Raw genomic sequence first — 20069 nt, 5'->3', positions numbered from 1 at the left:
CCCGATCCGGCGAATCCCCAGACATGGACTGGCCACACGACCCCGACGGCGAGCAGGGGAGCGAGGGCATGCGGCAGTACGGCCACGCCGTGCTCGCGAAGAAGATCGACGAGGAGGAGGACTTCCCGCTCACGGCTGAGGAGTACGTCGAGCAGTACGGCGACCATCCGATCCGGATCGACTTCGAGACGGTCGTCTCCGTCGAGGAGATCTTCGAGCACGTCGAGCAGGAGGAGTTCGCGGACTTCGTCGAGTTCCACCAAGAACTCGGCCGCGCGATGCGCGAGAACGGCTACTGGTTCTACGAGGGCGCCGACCAGTTCGTCGACGGCAGCGCTTGATACGCGTTTATAAATAGAACCGTCGGAACGGCGGGACGTGTCACTCGCGCTTGGGCCGCTTATTTATAAGTAGTTGACGGGGAATCAACGGCGAACACGTCCAAAGCCCCAGCCACTCTTTTATAAATGAAAGGCTGCGGATCGACAGCGAACACGTCCAAAGCCCCAGCCGGGAGGCGGGCGCACGCTCGCTGCGCTCCTCGGTCGCTCCGCTCCCTGCGGTGCTTACTTCGCCTGCGCCCGCCTCCCGGCTGCCCCTTTGAGTCCCGCCCCGCACCGCACGGCACCGCGCCTCACACCTCCCCAGCCTCGTCAGTCGCCTCCGCTTCGCTCCGGCGACTGACTCCCTCGCGCGTGCTGCTCGGCCGCGAGGCGGCCTCGCAGGCACGCGCCACCGCAGTTCGTTTATAAAGAGCAAGGAGAATACCCGCGCCTTTAGGCGCGGGATGAATCCAACACTCTAACCGATAATCCACCGACAACGTTCCAACCGGATATTCCATGTCCAGTCGTTAGTTTTATAACTCATACTTTCATAACGTATTATGGACGTAGCACGATGCTGGAGACGACCCGCACCTACGTCGCACGTATCACGAACCACCAACAGGTCCGTGACGACCTTGACCAGTGCGGGTTCTCCGTCTCGAAACTGTGGAACGTCGGACGCTACCACATCCAACAACGATGGGACGAAACCGGTGAGATACCCGGGGAAGCCAAACTGAAATCGGAGTTGAAAAACCACGAACGCTACAATGACCTCCATTCGCAGTCAAGTCAGCGAGTTCTCGAAGAACTTGCTGAGGCGTTCACCGGTTGGTACAATTCCGACAACGGCAACAACCCACCGGGCTACCGGAAACGTGGCGACCGACACCCACGCTCCACCGTCACGTGGAAGAAACGAGCCATCAAGCACGACACGAAGCACGGCCAACTCCGTCTTTCGAAAGGTTTCAACCTGAAAGAGAGTCGGTCTGACTTCATCCTCGCGGAGTACGAAACCCGACCCGACGTAGAAGTTGAGAACATCCAGCAGGTGCGTGCCGTCTGGAACGGAGACAAGTGGGAACTCCATCTCGTTTGTAAAAAAGAAATTCCCGCCGAAGACGCACCGGGAGACAAGACGGCGGGAATCGACCTCGGGATCAGTAACTACCTCGCCATCGACTACGAGGACAGCTCTGCGGAGTTGTATCCGGGGAACGTGCTGAAGGAGGACAAGCACTACTTCACCCGCGAGGAGTACCAGACCGAAGGCGAGAACGGCCCGTCAAAGCGTGCGCGGAAGGCTCGCCAGAAACTTTCCCGACGCAAAGACCACTTCCTCCACACCCTGTCGAAACACATCGTTGAGCGGTGTGTCGAAGAAGGTATCGGGAAGATAGCGGTTGGCGATCTCAGCGACATCCGCGAAGACGAGAACGGCGACTCGCGGAACTGGGGTGCGTCGGGGAACAAGAAACTCCACGGGTGGGAGTTCGACCGATTCGCTCGTCTTCTCGAATACAAGGCCGAAGAACACGGCATCCTCGTTGACCGCGTAGACGAGGAGAACACGAGCAAGACGTGTTCGTGTTGCGGACAGATCCGGGATAGCAACCGCGTGAAACGCGGTCTGTATGTCTGTTCGTCGTGCGAGACGACGATGAACGCAGACGTGAACGGTGCGGTGAACATCCGGCGAAAGATAACTCAGAGTCCCCCGACGGGGGATATGAGTAACGGCTGGTTGGCACAGCCCGGAGTCTTCCTATTCGACCGCGAGAGCGGGTCGTTCAACACGAGAGAACAGGGAGACTGCAAACCCTAATATCCCAACGCTCGGGATTCCTCCGGCTTTAGCCGGAGGAGGATGTCAAAAATGCCGCCGCGATCGTTCGGGTCTCGGCCGACCCTCGACTCATTTAAGAACTCCCGGGGCGAGCGACCCACCATGGACCACGAGCGGATCGCCGTCCTCGCCCACGAGAAGTTCCCCGACCGCGCGAAGACCGCGCTCGGCGTGCTGCGCTACGGCGACCAGGACGTCCGGGCTGTCCTCGACCGCGACCGCGCCGGCGACCGAGTGAGTGACCACGTAGCGGAGGTTTCGGACGCGCCGATCGTCGACTCGTTCGGGGACGCGCACGCGGCCGCCGACGGCGAACTCGACGCCTTATATATCGGGATCGCGCCCATCGGCGGCGGCTTCGACGAGTCGTGGCGCGCGGACGTCGAGGCCGCGATCGAGGCCGGCTGCGACGTGGTGAGCGGCCTCCACTACTTCTTAAACGAGGACGAGGAGCTGGCCGCGCTGGCCGACGAACACGGCGTCGACCTCGTCGACGTCCGGAAGCCGGACGACGACCTCACGGTCGCGTCGGGGGCCTCGGGCGACGTCGACGCCGACGTGGTGCTCACGGTCGGCACCGACTGCTCGGTCGGGAAGATGACCGCCTCGCTGGAGATCGTCGCCGCCGCCCGCGAGCGCGGCATCGACGCCGCGTTCGTCCCGACGGGACAGACGGGGATCATGATCGCGGGGTGGGGTAACCCGATCGACCGCGTCGTCTCCGACTTCGCGGCCGGCGCGGTCGAGGAGATGCTCGTCGAGGCCGGCGACGACCACGACCTGCTCGTCGTCGAGGGGCAGGGGAGCATCGTCCACCCCGCCTACTCCGCGGTCACCTGCGGCATCCTCCACGGGTCGATGGCGGACGGCCTCGTCCTCTGTCACGCCGCGGGCCGCGAGGCCGTCCACGGCTACGAGTCGTTCGATCTCCCGCCGCTCGCCGACTACGTCGACCTCTACGAGGACCTGGCGGCGCCGGTCCACGAGACGAGCGTCGTCGCCGGCGCGCTCAACACGAAGGACGTGGCCGACGACGCGGCCGCCGCAGACGCCGTGACCGACTTCGGCGATGAGGTCGGCGTCCCGGCCGCCGACCCGGTCCGGGACGGAGCGGCCCGCATCGTGGACGGGATCGTCGACGCGGGGCTGGGCGGCGAATGAGCCTCGACACCGAGTTCGAGCGGGTCTCGCTCCCCCTGGAGAACCCATTCACCATCTCGCGGGGCACGCAGACGGCGGCCGAGAACGTGATCGTCCGCGTCACCGACGACGCGGGGATGACTGGGATCGGCGGCGCAGCGCCGTCGGCCCACTACGGCGAGACCGCCGACACCGTCGCGGCGGTGCTGCCGGCCCTCCTCGACGCCGTCGAGCGCGTCGGCGACCCTCACGCGATACGCGAGATCGAGGCCGAACTGAAGGGGGTCGTGAACGGCAACCCCGCCGCCCGCTGCGCCGTCTCGATCGCCGTCCACGACCTCGCGGCGAAGCGGCTCGGCGTCCCCCTCTACCGCCTGTGGGGGCTCGACCCGAGCGACGCGCCGAAGACCTCGTTCACGATCGGCCTCGACGAGACCGACCGCGTGCGCGAGAAGGCGGCCGACGCCGTCGAGGCCGGCTACGACGTGTTGAAGATCAAGCTCGGCACCGACCGCGACCGGGAGCTGATCGACGCGGTCCGCGACGCCGCGCCCGACGCGCGGCTCCGCGTCGACGCCAACGAGGCGTGGACGCCGAAGGAGGCCGTGGCGAAGAGCGCGTGGCTCGCGGACCGCGACGTGGAGTTCGTCGAGCAGCCCGTGCCCGCCGAGAACCCCGAAGGACTCCGCTACGTCTACGAGCGGTCCGCACTACCGATCGCCGCCGACGAGTCATGCGTGACGGCCGCGGACGTGCCCGCGGTCGCCGACCGCTGTGACATCGCGAACCTGAAGCTGATGAAGACCGGGAGCATCTCCGAGGCCCGGCGGCTGATCGCCGCCGCGCGGGCGCACGGCCTCGAAGTGATGTGCGGCTGCATGATCGAGTCGAACGCCTCCATCGCGGCGGCCGCGCAGCTCGCGCCGCTACTGGACTACGCCGACGTCGACGGCTCACTGCTGCTCGCCGAGGACCCGTACGAGGGCGTCGACCTCGCGGACGGTCGGATTCGACTCGGAGAGCAGGACCGCGCGGGGACCGGCGCGCATCCGGCGTCGGAGTGAGGTGATCGTGAGGCGATCGAAGGCGGGGTCGGCGAGGGGCGAGGACCGCGGGGACCGGACCCGACTACGCTCGATCCGATCAGTTCCGTTTCTCGTCCGCGTCGGACTCCGACTCCTCTAGCTCGACGTCGAGCTCCTGGTCAAGGTCGGCGTCGTTGCTCTCGCCGTCGCCGGACTGCGTCCGGCTGCCAGAGGCGCTTCGCGCCTCGCTGTCGAGGTCCGATTCGAGGTCGTCCGAGTCGATCTCCGACTCGATGTCCTCCAGTTCGGCGTCGACCTCCTCGTCGCTGACGGCGGCGTCGCCGTCGTCGGCCGACTCGCCTTTGCCGAGTTCCCCTTTCAGCGTCTCTAACTCGGCGTCGACCTCGCTGTCCGTCGAGAGGCTCTCTAACTCGCGGTCGATGTTGTCCTTGTCGGAGAGCGCGTCCTCGAACGCGCCGGAGTCCTCCAGCTCGTCCATCGCCTCGGAGCGCGCCTCCATCTCCTCGGTCCGCTCCTCTGCGCGCTCGATCGAGCGGCTCACGTCCTCCATCTCGTCGCCGACGCCCGTCATCGCCTCGGAGACGCGGGAGGACGCCTCGGCCGCCTCGTAGCGGGCCTTCATCGTCTCCTTCTTGGTGCGGAACTCCTCGATGCGGTTCTGCAGCTTGTTCTTCTTCTCGACGAGCTGCTCCTGCGTGTTGTTCAGCTCGGCGATCTGGCCCTCTAACTCCTCGATCTGGCTCATCTTCGACTTCTTCTTTTCCAAGGCCTTCCGCGCGAGGTCGTCGCGGTCCTGCTGGACCGCCTCGCGGGCCTGGCGGTTGTGCTTCTCGACGTTCTCTTCGAGCTTGCGCTTCTGGATCTCCAGGCGCTTCTTCTGGGTCGTCAGGTCCGCGATCCCCTGTTTGACGTCCTGGAGCTCGTCGCGCATCTGTTCGTACGAGTAGTCGAGCGACTCAGTCGGGTCCTCCGCTCGGTTCAGGAGGGCGTTCACCTTCGAGCGGATGACGTAGGAGGCGCGCGAGAGGATTCCCATACCACGTCGTACGCGTTCCACCCGTTAAAACCTCATGCGGTTCGCGGCGCGGAGCGGCCCGGATCGCGGCGGGAACGCGCGGCCGCGGACGAGCGTCTCGGATCCCCGGATCGATTCGACCGGCGTCCACGCCGACGCTTCCTGAAGGCTTATGCGGCGCGTCGGTGTAGCCCCGCGCATGGACATCGGCGTGTTAACTGTTCCCTTGGGCGACGAACCGCTCGACGACGCGGCCGCGTACCTCGACGGGATCGGCGTCGACGCCGTCGAACTCGGCGTCGGCGGCTGGCCCGGCGAGGACCACGTCGACCGCGAGCGACTCCTCGACGACGCTGGCGCGCGCAACGAGCTGCTCGCCCTGCTCGACGACCGCGGGCTCCGGATCTCCGCGCTGGCGACGCACAACAACCCGCTTCATCCCGACGAGGAGCGGGCCGCGGCGGCCGACCGGGAACTGCGCGAGGCGATAGAGCTGGCCGACCTGCTCGGCGTCGACGCCGTGACCTGCTTCTCCGGGCTCCCCGCGGGCGCGCCCGGCGACTCGACGCCGAACTGGGTCACGGCGCCGTGGCCGACCGAACACGCCGACGCGCTCGACTACCAGTGGGACGAGGTGGCGATTCCTTACTGGCAGGACGTGGCGAAACACGCAGATCACCACGGCGTCGACGTGGCGATCGAGATGCACCCGAACATGCTGGTGTACGAGCCGACCGGGATGGCCGCGCTCCGCGAGGCGACGAACGACCGGATTGGGGCCAACTTCGACCCCTCGCACCTCTACTGGCAGGGGATCGACGTGACGGAGGCGATCCGGTTCCTCGGCGAGCGCGACGCGATCCACCACGTCCACGCGAAGGACACGAAGGTGTACGACGCGAAGGCCCGCGTGAAGGGCGTCCTCGACACGACGGGCTACGCCGAGGAGGCCGACCGCTCGTGGCTGTTCCGCTCGATCGGCTACGGCCACGACGAGGGGCACTGGAAGGACGTCGTCTCGACGCTCCGGATGGTCGGCTACGAGGGCGCCCTGTCGATCGAACACGAGGACTCGCTCACCTCCTCGCGGGAGGGGTTAGAGAAGGCGGTCGACGTGCTGGACCGCGCGGTCTTCGAGACAGAACCGGGCGACGCGTACTGGGCGGAGTGAGGCGGCGGCGACCGCGGAGTTCACCACAATGACAGACGAACCACTGAAGATCGGCGTTCTGGGGTATCGATTCATGGGCAAGGCGCACGCGAACGCGATGGCGCGGCTCCCGATGTTCTTCCCGGACGCGCCCGAGATCGAGCGCCACACGCTCGTCGGGCGCGACGAGGAAGCGCTGGCCGACGCGGCCGAGCGGTTCGGCTTCTCGCACACCGCGACCGACTGGGAGGCCGCGCTCGATGAGGTGGACGTCTTCTACAACCTCGGGCCGAACCACGTCCACGCGGAGCCGTCGATCGCGGCCCTCGAAGCGGGGGTCCCTGTCCTCTGCGAGAAGCCGCTCGCGCCGACGTTAGAGGAGGCGGCGGCGATGCGCGACGCGGCGGCCGCGACGGGCGTCACGGCCGGGACCGCGTTCAACTACCGCTTCGTCCCCGCGATCCGCTACGCGAAGGAGCTGATCGATGACGGGGAGCTCGGCGAGATCCGACAGGTGCGCGGACGGTACCTCCAGGACTGGCTCGTCGACCCCGAGGCGCCGTGGGCGTGGCGGATGGACGCCGAGATGGCCGGCTCGGGCGCGCTCGGGGACCTCGGCGCGCACACGGTCGACCTCGCGAACTTCCTCGTCGGCGACCGGGTGGGCGGGATCGACCGCGTCTCGGGACAGCTGACGACGTTCGTCGACGAGCGCCCCGTCTACGACGATGAGGGGCAGATCGAGGAGTACCGCGACGTGACGGTCGACGACGCGTACAGCGCGCAAGTCGCCTACGAGTCGGGCGCGACCGGGAGCTTCGAAGCCAGCCGCGTCGCCGAGGGGCACAAGAACGACCACACGATCGCGGTTCACGGATCGAAGGGGAGCCTGAAGTTCTCTCTGGAGCGGCTGAACGAACTGGAGGTGCTCCGGGAGGGGAACCGCGGCTACGAGACGGTGTTGGTGACCGAGGAGTCGGACCCGTACGTCGACCGCTGGTGGCCCCCCGGCCACGTGATCGGGTGGGAGCACACGTTCGTCCACGAGGACTACGAGTTCCTCTCGGCGGTCGCCGAGGGCGGGTCGTTCGAGCCGTCGTTCGAAGACGGGTACGAGGTCCAACGCGCGCTCGCGGCGATCGAGCGCGCCGACGAGCGCGGGGAGTGGGTGGCGGTCGAGTAGCGTCGCGGCCGAGCGAACGCTCGCGAGCGTTCGTGTTCGGTTCCCCCGATTATCGCCCGGACCGGCTTCAGACGCCGACGGCGCCGCCCGGGGTGCCGCCGCCGCTCTCCTCGCTCCACTCCTGGATCGCGGAGTCCTCGCCGTCGTAGCTGCCGAGCGTCTCGCGGGTGTCGAACGCCACCGGCTCCCAGACGACCTCGAAGTTCTCGTTGCCGGTGGCGTTGGGCACGACGACCTGATCGCCCGGTCTGACGATGCCGTCGCCCGGCCACGCGCCGAACTGGACGTTCCCGTCCGGGTCCTCGCCGCGGACGTACAGCTCCTCCGCCGGGACCGGCTCGGGGCCGAGCGCGACGACGACGAGGTCGCCGCCCTCCTGTTGCCCCTCGAACTCGGCGTCCGGCGGAGCGACGCCGTCGATGAGCCCGAACACCGCCGCGCCGACGAGCGCGAGCAGCAACACGACGACCCCGACGAGCAGCCCCGTCCCCGCCAGCGGGGTGAACCCTCGCTCGTCGTTCCGGAACTCAACCATTCGACCGTCACTCAGACGGGACCGATATAAGCGTTTGCGCGCCGCGTATCAGCGCTGATAAGTTTGGAAGGCGGGGTCGAGCGACCGGACCGAGTTCGGGCCCCCGCGCACCGAACCGGAAACGGGTTATTCCGCGCGGCCGAACTCCGACCGTGACGTCTCGGATGAAGGATTCGGCGGGCGGACGCCCCCGCGGCCTCCGCGGCATCGCGCGCACGTGGGCCGAGGTCCTCGTCCGCCCGCAGCGAGCGTTCGCCAACGGGGTCACGCCCGGCGATCAGGCGCCCGCGCTGACGTTCGCGGTCGCGGTCGCCGCGGCGTTCACGCTCGGCTGGATCGCGTCGGACCCCGCGGCGATGCCCGTGGTCGTCCCTTCCTCGCGGCTGCTGTCCGAGGCCGTGGTGTTCCTCGTCGTGGTCGCGCTGGCGGCACCGGTCGGTCTTCACCTGACCGCCGCGGTCGCGACCGTCTCGGTCGTGCTAGCGAGCGTCGAGTTCGACGGCGGGTTGGGGCTTCGCGACCGCGGCGGGGTGAGCGAGACGGTCCAGGCCGTCGCGTACGCGAGCTCGCCCATGGCGCTGGCCGGACCAGCGATCCCCGAACTCAGGGTCGTCTGCGGCGCGTACGCGGCAATCCTTCTGTTCGTCGGCCTCCGCACGGTTCACGGGCTGGGACCGGTCCGGACGGTCGCGGCCGCGCTCCCCCCGGCCGCGCTCGGCTACGGCGTGGGTTACCGCGTCGTGGCCGCGGCGCGGACGCTTCTCGGCGCGTGACGCGCGGGGCGCTCGTGGCGCGATGGCCGAGCGCTCGCCGCGTTCTCGTCGAATCGGCTAGCGGGCTTTCGACAACCGTTTTAGGCCCGAGACTCTCGGTGTACTCAAATGGGATCCTGTATCATCTGTGGCACCGACGTCGGGGGCGGTCGCGTCTGCGACTCGCACCAGGAGGACGTCGTGTTCGACTTCCGCGGCGACTCACCCGACGATCTTGTTCCGAGCCGGTTCTACCGAGGCGTCGTCGACGGGTACGCCGAGTTCGGCGTGTTCGTCGACCTCGCGCCGGGGGTCACCGGACTGCTCCACCGCTCCGAGCTCGACCGCCGCCTCGACAGCCTCGACTGGGAGCCGGGCGACGACGTGTTCGTCCAGGTGAAGGGCGTCCGCGACAACGGTAACGTCGACCTCGGCTGGTCGATCCGACAGGCCGGCCGCGAGTTCCGCGGCGTCCTCGTCCAGGAGTCCGACGGCGAGCACCTCCCCGACGAGGAACCGGGCGGGGACGACGCCGACGAGCCCGAGGAGACGGCGAGCGGGACGTCCGCCGAGCCCGAGGCATCGACTCATCGGGACACCGACGACGACGGGGAATCCGAGGAATCGGCGGACGAGACCGCCGCGGGCGACGCGGAGCCCGCCGACGTCGAGGAGACCGACGAGCCCGAAGCGGCTCGGAACGACGGCGAAGCGTCCGAGCCCGCCGAGAGCGAAGCGGCCGCGCCCGGAGACGACGAGGAAGTCGGGGCGTCCGAGGAGCCCGAAGCGACCGAGGGTGACGAGTCCGACGCGGAACCCGAGCGCGCGTCCATCGAGACGCTCGGAGACGCGGTCGGCGAGTCGGTCCGGATCGAGGGCGAGGTCGTCGGCGTCCGCCAGACCGGCGGCCCGACGGTGTTCGAGGTCAGCGACGAGACGGGCGCGGTCGACGTGGCCGCGTTCGTCGAGCCGGGCGTCCGGGCGCACCCCGACGTCGAGGTCGGCGACGCGGTGCGGGTCGACGGCGAGGTCGAGAGCCACCGCGGCGACGTCCAGGTGGAGTCCGAGGCGCTGGTCCTCCTCGACGGCGAGGCGGCCGAGACGGTCCGTCGCCGCATCGCCGAGGCGCTCACCGACGAGGCCCGTCCCGAGGGGCTCCAGCCGCTCGGCGGCGACGAGACGGTCGCCGAGCTCGCGGACGGCCTGCTCGACGCGGCCGAGGCGGTCCGCCGCGCGATTCTCGAATCCCGGCCGATCGTCGTCCGCCACCCGGCGACCGCCGACGGCTACGTCGCGGGCGCCGCGGTCGAGCGCGCCGTCCTCCCGCTGATCCGCGACGAGCACGCGAAGAGCGACGCCGAGTACCACTACTTCACCCGCCGCCCGCTCGACGAGCCGGTGTACGGGATGGACGCGGCCACCAACGACGCGACGCGGATGCTCCAAGACCGCGACCGCCACGACGAGAAGCTCCCCCTGTTCCTGCTCGTCGGAACCGGTTCGACGACCGAGTCCGCCGACGGCATCGACCTGCTGTCGGTGTACGGGGTCGACGCGGTCGTCGTCGACGCCGCGGTCGCCGACCCGGAGACCCGGGACGCGGTCGACACGCTCGTCTCGCCGGAGCTGGCCGACGTCGGCGGCGACGAGACGCTCTCGACCGGTGCGCTCGTCGCCTCGCTGGCGTCCGCGATCAACGACGAGGTCCGCGCGGACCTCCGGCACCTGCCGGCCGTGAGCTACTGGGCGGACGCCCCCGAGCGGTACGTCGACCTCGCGCGCGACGCGGGCTACGACGCCGAGCGCGTCGCTGAGCTCCGCGAGGCGGTCGCGCTCGAGGCGTACTACCAGTCGTATCAGGACAAACGGGAGCTGATCGCGGATCTGTTGTTCTCGGACGGCGGCAACCTCGCGGCGCACGTCTCCGAGCAGTTCCGCGAGAAGTTAGAGACCGAGATCGAGACGGCGGACGCGAACGTCGTGACCGAGGCGGTCGACGGCGTCGAGTTCGCGCTGCTCGACACCGACGGCTACACCCACCGGTACGACTTCCCGCCGACGCCGCTCCTGCTCGACGACCTCCACCGGCGCCGCGCGGACGGCGAGCCGTTCGCGACGGTCGGCGTCGGCACCGACGAGCTGTACGTGCGCACGACCGCGGACGTCTCCGTCCGCGACGTGGCCGAGCGCGCGGCCGAGCTCGCGCCGAACGCGGACGTCGCCACCGCAGGCGTCCGCGAGGGGAAAATCGAGTTCCTCTCGGGCGAGCGCGACGCCGTCGAGGACGCCGTCGTCGCCGCCGTCGCCGAGGCGTTCTGATCGGCGATCGACGCCGAGGCGTCCTGATCGGCGGCCGGCCGCCGCTTCCGGTGTGAAGTCGTTCGAAGAATCTTTTCGCGGACGCTCTGTTTCGACCCGATCAGCGTGATGGTTCGCCGCTCACCGTCGGGTAAACGGCCCGGGCGGGAGGATGAGGTCGTCGAGCTCAGGCCGCTGTTTCACGTTGAACACGACCGACAGCTCGTCGGTCAGCGGGTAGCCGTTACAGGAGAGGCGGAACCCTCGCTCGGCGAGGTCCTCGGGCATGATGTGGTCGGTCGGCTGGGAGAGCTCGCCCTCGGCGAGGTACACCGCGCAGTTCGCGCAGGCGCCGCCGCGACAGGAGAAGGGCCACGCGAAACCACTGCGCTCGGCGGCCTCCAGCAGGCTCTCGTCGGGGTGGACGAGCAGGCGACCGTGGGCGTCGGGACCGAGGTCGGCGTGGGAGGCCTTCCGGAACAGCTCGTCGTCGTCGAGCGACCAGCCGTAGTCGACGACGGCCTCGTAGTCGAGGAACTCCACGCGGGTCGACTGCGGCTCGCGCGCGTCGTCCCCCTCCGAGAGGTCGACGTCCGCGGGGTCGACTCCGTCGTCGCTCCCGTCGCCGTTGTCGTCGCGCGCTTCCAGCTCTCGGTAGGCGCGGCGGACGAGCTGGAACTCCTCGATCGAACCGCCCTGGTCGGGGTGCGCGCGCTTCACGCGCTCGCGGTAGGCCCGTTCGATCGCCTCGTCGTCGGCGTCCTCGTCGACTTCCAACACATCGAACGGGGAGACCATTCAGACGGGGACACGTACGCGCGTGACGCACATAAACTGCCCAGAAGTCGGCAGGGAATCGCGGGGGACTGCCGAGAGCGACCGCCGCCCGCCACCGGACCCGTGAGCGTTTAAGAGCGGCGCGCCCCAGACTCCGACAATGGGAAACGCCGACCTGCGCGACCTCGCGTCGATCCGCGACGTCCCCTTCGAGGAGATAGAGGGGAGCGTCGTCGCCGTCGACGCGCACAACTGGCTGTACCGCTACCTCACGACGACGGTCAAGTGGACGAGCGACGAGAAGTACACCACCGCCGACGGCACCGAGGTCGCGAACCTGATCGGGGTCGTCCAAGGGCTCCCGAAGTTCTTCGAGCACGACCTGATCCCGGTGATGGTGTTCGACGGCGCCGTCACCGACCTGAAGGCAGACGAGGTGGCCGAGCGCCGCGAGAAGCGCGAGCAGGCCGAGGAGCGGCGAGCAGCGGCCGAGGAGCGCGGCGACGCGGTCGAGGCCGCGCGCTTAGAGGCCCGCACACAGCGGCTCACCGACACGATTCAGGAGACGACCCGCGAGCTGCTCGAACTGCTCGACGTGCCGATCGTCGAGGCGCCCGCGGAAGGGGAGGCGCAGTGCGCGCACATGGCCGCGACCGGCGCCGTCGACCACGCGGGCAGCGAGGACTACGACACCCTGCTGTTCGGCGCGCCGACGACGCTCCGCCAGCTGACGAGCAAGGGCGACCCGGAGCTGATGGACCTCGCGGCGACCCTCGAAGACCTCGACCTCGACCGTCAGGGGCTCGTCGACGTCGCGATGCTCTGCGGCACCGACTTCAACGAGGGCGTTCGCGGGATCGGGCCGAAGACGGCGGTAACGGCGGTGAAAGAACACGGCGACCTGTGGGGCGTTCTGGAGGCCCGCGACGCCGAGATCCCGAACGCCGAGGCGATCCGGGAGCTGTTCATGGACCCGCCGGCCGAGGACGTCGCGGTCGACGCCGACGTGAACCCGGACGTCGAGGCCGCCCGCGCGTACGTCGTCGACGAGTGGGGCGTCGACGCCGACGAGGTCGAGCGCGGGTTCGAGCGCATCGCGGAGTCGCAGGTCCAGACCGGGCTCGACCGGTGGACCTGACGGGGCGCGCCGAACGGTCGTCCCCAGCCGCGACCGCCGCGAACACACCTTTTATTTCCTCGTCGTCAGAAGGGTCAATCACACGTGTCGCGGGCCGGATCCCGAGCGGACCGCGGCGACCCTGACCAATGAGCTTCGACGTTCCCGACGACAGACGGTACCTGGAATCGCACGAGTGGGCGACGACCGGCGGCGACACCGTTCGGATCGGCGTCTCCGACTTCGCGCAGGACGAGCTCGGCGACGTGGTGTTCGTCGAGCTCCCCGAGGTCGGCGACGAGATCGCGGCCGGCGAGTCGTTCGGTGTCGTCGAGTCGATCAAGGCCGTCTCGGACCTGTACGCGCCCGTCTCGGGCGAGGTCGTCGCGGTCAACGAGGACCTCTTCGACCGCCCGGAGCTCGTTAACGAGGACCCGTACGGCGACGGCTGGATGCTCGAGGTCGAGCCCGCCGACGGCGGCGACGCCGAAGGGCTCCTCGACGCCGACGAGTACGACGGCCAGATCGCGTGACTGCGACGAGTCGACCCGACGCGGGCGTGCTCCCAACGCCGGGCGCGCTCCCGACGACAACCCTCTACCGGACCCGAACATGACAACGCCACGTTTCGACCGACGAGCCGCGAACCGAGGAGCGAACGACCGCGAGGCGACGGCCCGCGGACGCGGAGGAGCGACCAGATGAGCCGGGCGAACGGCACGCCGTACGCGCCCCACACCGACGACGAGACCGCGGCGATGCTGGCAGAGATCGGCGTCGACGACGAGGAGGCGCTGTTCGACATCCCCGAGGCGGTCTCCTTCGACGGCGACTTCGGCATCGACGCGCGCACCGAACGCGGGATCCGCGACGAGTGCGCCCGGATCTTCGCGCGCAACGACGACCTCACGGAGTTCCTCGGCCGGGGCCACTACGGCCACTACGTGCCGAGCGTCGTCGACCACCTCGCGGACCGCGCGGAGTTCCTCACGAGCTACACCCAGTACCAGCCGGAGGTGTCGCAGGGGTTCCTCCAGGCGCTCTTCGAGTACCAGTCGATGCTGGTCGAGCTGACGGGGCTCGACGTGGCGAACTGCTCGATGTACGACGCCGCGACAGCGCTCGGCGAGGCCGCGACGCTCGCCGACCGCGTCCGGTCGACCTCGGGCGACACCGTCCTCGTCCCGGAGCAGCTCCGCGAGGGGAAGCGGGCGGTGTTAGAGAACTACTGCGACGGTGCCGACCTGGCCGTCGAGACGTACCCGATGGCCGACGGGACCGCCGACGTCGACGCGCTCGCCGACCGCGCCGGCGACGACGTCGCCATGGTGTACGCCGAGAGCCCGACGGTGCGGGGGTGTATCGAGGAGCGGCTCGCGGCGATCGGCGACCTCGCCGACGAGACGGACGCGCTGTTCGTCCTCGGGTCGGACGTCGTCGCGCTGTCGGTGCTCGAATCGCCGGCCGCAGTGGGGGCCGACGTCGTCGTGGGCGAGGCCGGCTCGCTCGGCCTGCCGACCGCCTACGGGATGGGGTTAGGGATCTTCGCCTGCAGCGACGAGTTCCTGCGGCAGGTGCCCGGCCGGCTCGTCGGCGCGAGTGAAGACGCGAACGGCGACCGCGCGTACACGCTGACGCTCCAAACCCGCGAACAGCACATCCGCAAGGAGCGCGCCACCTCGAACATCTGTACGAACCAGGCGTGGGTCGCGCTGCGCGCGGCGATCCACGCGGCGACGCTCGGGCCCGACGGCCTCGTCGACCTCGCGAACGACTCCGTCCGGGAGGCCGAGGCGCTGGCGTCGCGGATCGACGAGCTGTCCGGCGCGGCCGCACCCGTCCACGACCGCCACCACTTCCGCGAGTTCGCGGTGCGCGTCGACCAGCCGGCCGAGGCGATCGCGGCCGACCTCGAAGGCGAGGGGTTCGCGGTCCACGCGATCGACGACCACCTGCTTCAGGTGTGCGTCACCGATCTCAACGCGGGAGAGACGGACGGGCTCGTCGCCGCCTTCGAGGAGGTGCTCTGAGATGATCCACGACCAAGCGAACTACGAGCGAGAGGGGGAGAACGTCCGCGAGCCGCTGCTCTCGGAGAAGGGCCAAGAGACCGTCGACGTACGGGAGGAGTCCCCGCTGCCCGACGACCTCACCCGCGAGGAGCTGACGCTGCCGAACCCCTCGGAGCCGGAGACGGCGCGCCACTACACCCGGCTCTCGCAGATGAACTGGGCGATCGACTCGGGGCCGTACCCGCTGGGGAGCTGCACGATGAAGTACAACCCCAAGTTCACCGAGGACGTGGCGGCGGACACGAACGCGGCGATCCACCCGGACCGCTCCGAGCGCTCGGCGCAGGGGAACCTGGAGCTCCAGCACCGTCTCCAGGAGGTCCTCGCGGAGATTGGGGGCATGGACGCCGTCACGCTCCAGCCGCCCGCGGGCGCCGCCGGCGAGCTCACGGGGATCCTCGTCGCGAAGGCGTACCACGAACACCACGGCAACGACCGCTCGGAGGTCGTGATCCCGGCGTCGGCCCACGGGACCAACTTCGCGACCGCCGCGACCGCGGGCTACGACGTGGTCGAACTCCCCTCCGGCGAGGACGGTCGGGTCGACCTCGAAGCCTTGGAGGCGGCCGTCGGCGACGACACCGCCGCCCTCATGCTCACGAACCCGAACACGGTCGGCCTCTTCGAGCGCGACATCACCGAGATCGCTGACATCGTCCACGACGCCGGCGGCCTGCTCTACTACGACGGCGCGAACCTCAACGCGCTGCTCGGCCGCGGCCGCCCCGGCGACATGGGGTTCGACGTGATGCACTACAACGTCCACAAGACGTTCGCGACGCCTCACGGCGGCGGCGGTCCCGGCGCCGGCCCGGTCGGCGTCGTCGACGAACTGGCACCGTTCCTCCCGACACCCCGGGTCCGGGAGGCCGACGAGGGATCGGGATACGAGCGCTTCGAGCCCGATCACACGATCGGGAAAGTCCACGGGTTCGCCGGCAACTGGCTCGTGTCGATCAAGGCGTACGCGTACATCGCCCGCCTCGGCGACGAGGGGCTCGCGGACGCGGCCGCGAAGGCCGTCCTCAACGCGAACTACCTCGCCGAGCGGATCGACCTCGACGTGCCGTTCGGTCCGTTCCACCACGAGTTCGCCGCGACCGCGGGCGACCGCGACGCCGCCGACGTCGCGAAGCGCATGCTCGACTTCGGCGTCCACCCGCCGACGACGAAGTGGCCGGAGATGGTGCCGGAGGCGATGCTGACCGAGCCGACCGAGATCGAGGGGCAGTCCTCGCTCGACGACCTCGCGGAGGCGTTCAACCTCGCGTACGCCGACACCGACGAGGCGCTCGACGCGGCCCCGAACCGGACCGCCGCGGGCCGGATCGACCAGGTCGGCGCCGCGCGGAACCCGCGGCTCTCGTGGCAGGCGCTCGACGGGGAGTAGGCCTTCGAACCGCCGCCCGCCGCGGCGGTGTCAGGGCTCGGTCGCCGCGGACCGCACCGGCTCGTCGCCGTCCGCGTCGAGGTCGTCCGCGTCCGGACCGTCGGCGTCGCGCTCGTCGAACGCTGCCGTCTCGGAGAACGCAGTCCCGGCGGCCGCCGTACCGACGCGGTCCGACGCCGAGTCGAACCGGCCCGTCCCGTCGACGAACCGCCGCATCACGCGACCCTCCGCGCGGTGGAGCGTCTCGCTACAGGTCGACTTCGCGATCCCGTTCGCCTCGGCTAACTCCGTGAGCGTACACCGGCGCGGGGTGTCGTAGTACCCCGACCGGACCGCATCGAACACGAGGTCGCGCTGCGCCTCCGTGAGCGTCCGGTCCGGGCCGTCGACCCCGGTCGCGGCGACGCCGACCGTCACCCCCTCGCCCGCGAGCCGGCGCCCGAACGCCTCGACTCGGTCCCGGTCGCCGACGACCGTCACCGTCGCCCGGCCGTCGACGACCTCGACCGTCGACGCCATCGGGAGACCGACCGCCCGCGCCGCCGGGAGGTACACGGGGGCGCGGCAGACGACCCGAAGCGTGCGGCCGTCGCCGCGGCGCTCGACCGTCGTCGCGCGCGCGACGCGGTCGTGGCCGCGGAGCGCGTCCTCGACGCGGTCCCTGTCGGCGCCGCCGATCAAGACGGTCGCCGCCACGTCCGAGCCGTCGTCGTCGAGCGCCTCCGAGCCGTCATCGTCGGCCGGTCGCCGAGCGTCGTCGTCGAGCGCGATCGTCTCCGCGACCCGGATAGTCGCCGAGGGGACGCCCCGCGAGACGTCGCCGAGCCACGACCCTGCCGGGAGGTCCAACCGAAGCCTCGTTCGGCTCATCGCTTCCACCCCGGTGCTCCCCGCGAACCGGCCGTCCAGGCCGTCGCTGATGCGCGCATCTCCATTGTACGCACGACCCCGGCGCCCCTCGGCGCACCGCTTCATACGTTTCGAACCTAAGTACCCCGGAGGGGTGCGGACGAACGGCAGCCCCCTCGTGGGCGGCCCGGGGCGATCGCCGCGACCGCAGCACCGAAGTCCCCGGCACGCGACCGCGGTCCCATGGAGACGACAGAGGCGTTCGTCGGCCTGACCTGCGTCGACTGCGGGGAGACGTTCGACGCGGAGGCGGCGACGCACCGCTGTCCCGACTGCGGCGGTATCCTCGACCCAGAGTACGACTACGACCGGATCGGTCTGACCCCGGAGACGCTCGACGCGCGCCCCGACGGGTCGATGTGGCGGTACGACGAGCTGCTCCCGTTCCCGGCTGAGACGGCGGTGTCGCTCGGGGAGGGCGCGACGCCGCTCGTCGAGTGCCCGGCGCTGGCGGACGCGATGGGCGTCGGCCGCGTTCTCCTGAAAGACGAGGGCGCAAATCCCACGGGGACGTTCAAGGACCGCGGGCAGGCGGCCGCGATGACGGCCGCGCGCGAACACGGCGCGAGCGAGGTCGCGCTGAACAGTGCCGGCAACGCGGGGCAGGCGGCCGCGGCGTACGCGGCCCGCGCGGACCTCGACGCGCACGTGTTCCTCCCCTCGCGGGCGGGATTCACCCAGAAAGCGATGACGGAGGTTCACGGCGCGGACCTGACCGTGGCCGACCCCGTCGACGGGAACTCGCAGATCGGCGACGCCGGGAAGGCGTACGCCGAGGCGATGGAGGAACATCCCGAGTGGTACTCGACGAAGACGTTCGTCACGCCGTACCGCCACGAGGGGAAGAAGACGATGGCGCTGGAGCTCTTAGCGCAGCTCGACTGGGAGGCGCCCGACGGCGTCGTCTACCCGACCGGCGGCGGCGTCGGGCTCGTCGGGATGCACAAGGCCGCCCGCGAGGCGAGGGAGCTGGGGTGGACCGACGAACTCGTCCCGATGTACGCGGCGCAGGCCGCGGGCTGCGCCCCGGTCGTCCGCGCCTACGAGTCGGGCGCCGACCGCCACGAGCCGCTCGCAGACGACGAGGTCGACACGGCGTGTAACGGGATCGCGATCCCGGACCCGGGCGCGAGCCACCTCATCTTGGAGGCGGTCCGCCAGTCCGACGGCGGGGCGGTGGCGACGACGGACCGAGAGATCCTCGACGCCGCCATTGAGGTCGCCCGCGAGGAGGGGCTAGAGGTGGGCGCCACCTGCGCGGCCGCCGTCTCGGGAGCGTTCGCGCTCGCGGAATCCGGCGAGTTCGGCCCCGACGACACGGTCGTCCTGCTGAACACCGGCGCGGGAAACAAGGACGTGGACGCGCTCCGCGCACACCTCGGCGAGCGGGAGGTCGAGGCGGAGGCGCGAGCCGACGAGTAGCGGGGGGCGCGGAACCGGAACCACTACGGCGGCCGGTCGCCACCCCTCGCGCATGGAACTCGGGGTCATCGGACTCGGGCGGATGGGACAGATCGTCGCGAACCGGTCGCTTTCGGCGGGCCACGACGTGGTCGCGTTCGACCTCTCCGCGGAGGCGACCGCGGAGGCGGCGGAGGCGGGCGCGGAGCCGGCCGACTCGGTGGGCGACCTCTGTGACCGGTTGGGGGGCGAAAAGCGGATCTGGCTGATGGTGCCCGCGGGCGACGCCGTCGACGCCACGCTCGCTGACCTGGAGCCGCACCTCGACGACGACGACGTCGTCGTCGACGGCGGCAACTCGCACTTCGAGGATTCGGTGCGCCGCGCCGAGGAGACGGACGCCGCGTACCTCGACTGCGGCACCTCCGGCGGGCCCGCGAGCGCGGAGGCGGGCTTCTCGCTGATGGTCGGCGGCCCGGAGTGGGCCTACGAGGCGCTCGTGCCGGTGTTCGACGCGGTGGCGACCGGCCCGGACGGCCACGACCGCATGGGCGAGTCGGGCTCCGGCCACTACGTGAAGATGGTCCACAACGGCGTGGAGTACGCGCTGATGCAGGCGTACGGCGAGGGGTTCGAGCTGCTCACGGACGGCCGCTACGACCTCGACATGGAGTCCGTGGCTCGGACGTGGAACAACGGCGCCGTGATCCGGTCGTGGCTGCTGGAGCTCTGCGAGGAGGCGTTCCGCGAGGAGGGGTCGGATCTGGGCGACGTGGCCGATCACGTCGCGGGCGGCTCGACGGGCACGTGGACGGTCCGAGAGGCGCTCGAACAGGAGGTGCCCGTCCCCATTATTTATCAGGCGCTCGCGGAGCGGTTCGACTCGCGCAACGAGGGACGCTTCTCGCGCCGACTCGCGAACCGCCTGCGGTACGGCTTCGGTCGACACGAGGTCGCGCGGCGGTCCGACGGGGAGTGAGAGGACCCGGGGCTCCGCAGGAGGCGTGAGCGGACCCGGGGCTCCGACCGGGGCCGGAGCCGGGCGATGACAGTCTTCGCCGAGCGCGGAACGCCGTCGACTCCTCGGAGACCGGCGGGGATCGGGA

Annotated in this window: 18 protein-coding genes; 14 read left to right on the top strand and 4 right to left on the bottom strand. The window is 69.9% G+C overall.

The annotated features are described in order from the left end of the window. The first annotated feature begins 23 nt into the window (after positions 1-23). The 4 genes from J7656_RS05920 to J7656_RS05905 all read left to right on the top strand — a co-directional run bounded on the left by J7656_RS05920 (position 24) and on the right by J7656_RS05905 (position 4382). Complete coding sequence (locus J7656_RS05920) at positions 24-341, top strand: DUF5785 family protein (RefSeq protein ID WP_017344373.1); 318 nt, start codon at positions 24-26, stop codon at positions 339-341. 559 nt (positions 342-900) lie between these two features. Next, the gene (locus tag J7656_RS05915; protein WP_017344372.1) at positions 901-2157 is read left to right on the top strand and encodes an RNA-guided endonuclease InsQ/TnpB family protein; all 1257 of its coding nucleotides are present in this window, start codon (positions 901-903) and stop codon (positions 2155-2157) included. Between the two features lie 123 nt (positions 2158-2280). Continuing rightward, positions 2281-3339, top strand: coding sequence for an N-acetyltransferase DgcN family protein (locus J7656_RS05910; protein ID WP_017344371.1), 1059 nt, complete (start codon positions 2281-2283; stop codon positions 3337-3339). After that, positions 3336-4382: a dipeptide epimerase gene (locus tag J7656_RS05905; RefSeq protein WP_211554377.1), complete on the top strand. Its 1047-nt coding sequence runs from the start codon at positions 3336-3338 to the stop codon at positions 4380-4382. Before J7656_RS05910 ends, J7656_RS05905 begins: the two co-directional genes overlap by 4 nt. Before the next feature lie 79 nt (positions 4383-4461). On the opposite strand, the gene J7656_RS05900 is transcribed toward J7656_RS05905, so the two are convergent. Further along, complete coding sequence (locus J7656_RS05900; protein WP_211554376.1) at positions 4462-5400, bottom strand: PspA/IM30 family protein; 939 nt, start codon at positions 5398-5400, stop codon at positions 4462-4464. Positions 5401-5578: 178 nt separating this feature from the next. On the opposite strand from J7656_RS05900, the gene J7656_RS05895 reads away from it, so the two are divergent. Both J7656_RS05895 and J7656_RS05890 read left to right on the top strand, forming a co-directional pair. Next, positions 5579-6550, top strand: a complete 972-nt coding sequence (locus tag J7656_RS05895) for a sugar phosphate isomerase/epimerase family protein (RefSeq protein WP_017344367.1) — start codon at positions 5579-5581, stop codon at positions 6548-6550. A 28-nt stretch (positions 6551-6578) separates the two neighbouring features. Beyond that, positions 6579-7712, top strand: a complete 1134-nt coding sequence (locus J7656_RS05890) for a Gfo/Idh/MocA family protein (protein WP_211554375.1) — start codon at positions 6579-6581, stop codon at positions 7710-7712. 67 nt (positions 7713-7779) lie between these two features. Here J7656_RS05890 and J7656_RS05885 read toward each other — a convergent pair whose 3' ends face one another. Beyond that, on the bottom strand, positions 7780-8247 hold the full coding sequence (locus J7656_RS05885; RefSeq protein ID WP_017344365.1) for a type IV pilin domain-containing protein: 468 nt from the start codon (positions 8245-8247) through the stop codon (positions 7780-7782). A gap of 164 nt (positions 8248-8411) precedes the next feature. Between J7656_RS05885 and J7656_RS05880 the strand changes: the two genes are divergently transcribed. Both J7656_RS05880 and J7656_RS05875 read left to right on the top strand, forming a co-directional pair. Beyond that, positions 8412-9020 carry a YIP1 family protein gene (locus tag J7656_RS05880; protein WP_017344364.1) on the top strand — a complete coding sequence of 203 codons (609 nt, stop codon included), beginning with the start codon at positions 8412-8414 and terminating at the stop codon, positions 9018-9020. A 108-nt stretch (positions 9021-9128) separates the two neighbouring features. After that, the gene (locus J7656_RS05875) at positions 9129-11318 is read left to right on the top strand and encodes an OB-fold nucleic acid binding domain-containing protein (protein WP_211554374.1); all 2190 of its coding nucleotides are present in this window, start codon (positions 9129-9131) and stop codon (positions 11316-11318) included. 120 nt (positions 11319-11438) lie between these two features. Here the strand turns inward: J7656_RS05875 and fer are convergent, their stop codons facing one another. Next, positions 11439-12095, bottom strand: a complete 657-nt coding sequence (fer, locus tag J7656_RS05870) for a ferredoxin Fer (protein WP_017344362.1) — start codon at positions 12093-12095, stop codon at positions 11439-11441. A 139-nt stretch (positions 12096-12234) separates the two neighbouring features. Between fer and fen the strand changes: the two genes are divergently transcribed. The 4 genes from fen (at position 12235) to gcvPB (ending at position 16653) form a co-directional block, all read left to right on the top strand. Continuing rightward, positions 12235-13212, top strand: a complete 978-nt coding sequence (fen, locus tag J7656_RS05865) for a flap endonuclease-1 (protein WP_017344361.1) — start codon at positions 12235-12237, stop codon at positions 13210-13212. Positions 13213-13340: 128 nt separating this feature from the next. After that, positions 13341-13724 carry a glycine cleavage system protein GcvH gene (gcvH, locus tag J7656_RS05860; RefSeq protein WP_017344360.1) on the top strand — a complete coding sequence of 128 codons (384 nt, stop codon included), beginning with the start codon at positions 13341-13343 and terminating at the stop codon, positions 13722-13724. 168 nt (positions 13725-13892) lie between these two features. Next, complete coding sequence (gcvPA, locus tag J7656_RS05855; protein WP_211554373.1) at positions 13893-15221, top strand: aminomethyl-transferring glycine dehydrogenase subunit GcvPA; 1329 nt, start codon at positions 13893-13895, stop codon at positions 15219-15221. Between the two features lies 1 nt (position 15222). Next, on the top strand, positions 15223-16653 hold the full coding sequence (gcvPB, locus tag J7656_RS05850; protein ID WP_211554371.1) for an aminomethyl-transferring glycine dehydrogenase subunit GcvPB: 1431 nt from the start codon (positions 15223-15225) through the stop codon (positions 16651-16653). Between the two features lie 30 nt (positions 16654-16683). Here gcvPB and J7656_RS05845 read toward each other — a convergent pair whose 3' ends face one another. Continuing rightward, entirely contained in the window at positions 16684-17523 is an 840-nt protein-coding gene (locus tag J7656_RS05845) for a helix-turn-helix domain-containing protein (protein WP_211554369.1), read from the bottom strand. Between the two features lie 222 nt (positions 17524-17745). Here J7656_RS05845 and J7656_RS05840 point away from each other — a divergent pair, with 222 nt between their 5' ends. Both J7656_RS05840 and gnd read left to right on the top strand, forming a co-directional pair. Continuing rightward, the gene (locus J7656_RS05840; RefSeq protein ID WP_017344356.1) at positions 17746-18984 is read left to right on the top strand and encodes a threonine synthase; all 1239 of its coding nucleotides are present in this window, start codon (positions 17746-17748) and stop codon (positions 18982-18984) included. Between the two features lie 52 nt (positions 18985-19036). Then, positions 19037-19942, top strand: coding sequence for a phosphogluconate dehydrogenase (NAD(+)-dependent, decarboxylating) (gene gnd / locus J7656_RS05835; RefSeq protein ID WP_211554368.1), 906 nt, complete (start codon positions 19037-19039; stop codon positions 19940-19942). Positions 19943-20069: the final 127 nt, after the last annotated feature.

The sequence above is a fragment of the Halorubrum ruber genome (genome assembly GCF_018228765.1).
Classification (GTDB): Archaea; Halobacteriota; Halobacteria; order Halobacteriales; family Haloferacaceae; genus Halorubrum; species Halorubrum ruber.
Note: the sequence above shows the minus strand (reverse complement) of the source record. Positions and strands in the feature narration are given on the sequence as shown.

Excerpts from the sequence above, each read along its gene's own strand:
- J7656_RS05920 (WP_017344373.1), top strand. The coding sequence starts at position 24 with ATGGACTGGCCACACGACCCCGACGGCGAGCAGGGGAGCGAGGGCATG.
- J7656_RS05915 (WP_017344372.1), top strand. The coding sequence starts at position 901 with ATGCTGGAGACGACCCGCACCTACGTCGCACGTATCACGAACCACCAA.
- J7656_RS05910 (WP_017344371.1), top strand. The coding sequence starts at position 2,281 with ATGGACCACGAGCGGATCGCCGTCCTCGCCCACGAGAAGTTCCCCGAC.
- J7656_RS05905 (WP_211554377.1), top strand. The coding sequence starts at position 3,336 with ATGAGCCTCGACACCGAGTTCGAGCGGGTCTCGCTCCCCCTGGAGAAC.
- J7656_RS05900 (WP_211554376.1), bottom strand. The coding sequence starts at position 5,400 with ATGGGAATCCTCTCGCGCGCCTCCTACGTCATCCGCTCGAAGGTGAAC.
- J7656_RS05895 (WP_017344367.1), top strand. The coding sequence starts at position 5,579 with ATGGACATCGGCGTGTTAACTGTTCCCTTGGGCGACGAACCGCTCGAC.
- J7656_RS05890 (WP_211554375.1), top strand. The coding sequence starts at position 6,579 with ATGACAGACGAACCACTGAAGATCGGCGTTCTGGGGTATCGATTCATG.
- J7656_RS05885 (WP_017344365.1), bottom strand. The coding sequence starts at position 8,247 with ATGGTTGAGTTCCGGAACGACGAGCGAGGGTTCACCCCGCTGGCGGGG.
- J7656_RS05880 (WP_017344364.1), top strand. The coding sequence starts at position 8,412 with ATGAAGGATTCGGCGGGCGGACGCCCCCGCGGCCTCCGCGGCATCGCG.
- J7656_RS05875 (WP_211554374.1), top strand. The coding sequence starts at position 9,129 with ATGGGATCCTGTATCATCTGTGGCACCGACGTCGGGGGCGGTCGCGTC.
- fer (WP_017344362.1), bottom strand. The coding sequence starts at position 12,095 with ATGGTCTCCCCGTTCGATGTGTTGGAAGTCGACGAGGACGCCGACGAC.
- fen (WP_017344361.1), top strand. The coding sequence starts at position 12,235 with ATGGGAAACGCCGACCTGCGCGACCTCGCGTCGATCCGCGACGTCCCC.
- gcvH (WP_017344360.1), top strand. The coding sequence starts at position 13,341 with ATGAGCTTCGACGTTCCCGACGACAGACGGTACCTGGAATCGCACGAG.
- gcvPA (WP_211554373.1), top strand. The coding sequence starts at position 13,893 with ATGAGCCGGGCGAACGGCACGCCGTACGCGCCCCACACCGACGACGAG.
- gcvPB (WP_211554371.1), top strand. The coding sequence starts at position 15,223 with ATGATCCACGACCAAGCGAACTACGAGCGAGAGGGGGAGAACGTCCGC.
- J7656_RS05845 (WP_211554369.1), bottom strand. The coding sequence starts at position 17,523 with ATGAGCCGAACGAGGCTTCGGTTGGACCTCCCGGCAGGGTCGTGGCTC.
- J7656_RS05840 (WP_017344356.1), top strand. The coding sequence starts at position 17,746 with ATGGAGACGACAGAGGCGTTCGTCGGCCTGACCTGCGTCGACTGCGGG.
- gnd (WP_211554368.1), top strand. The coding sequence starts at position 19,037 with ATGGAACTCGGGGTCATCGGACTCGGGCGGATGGGACAGATCGTCGCG.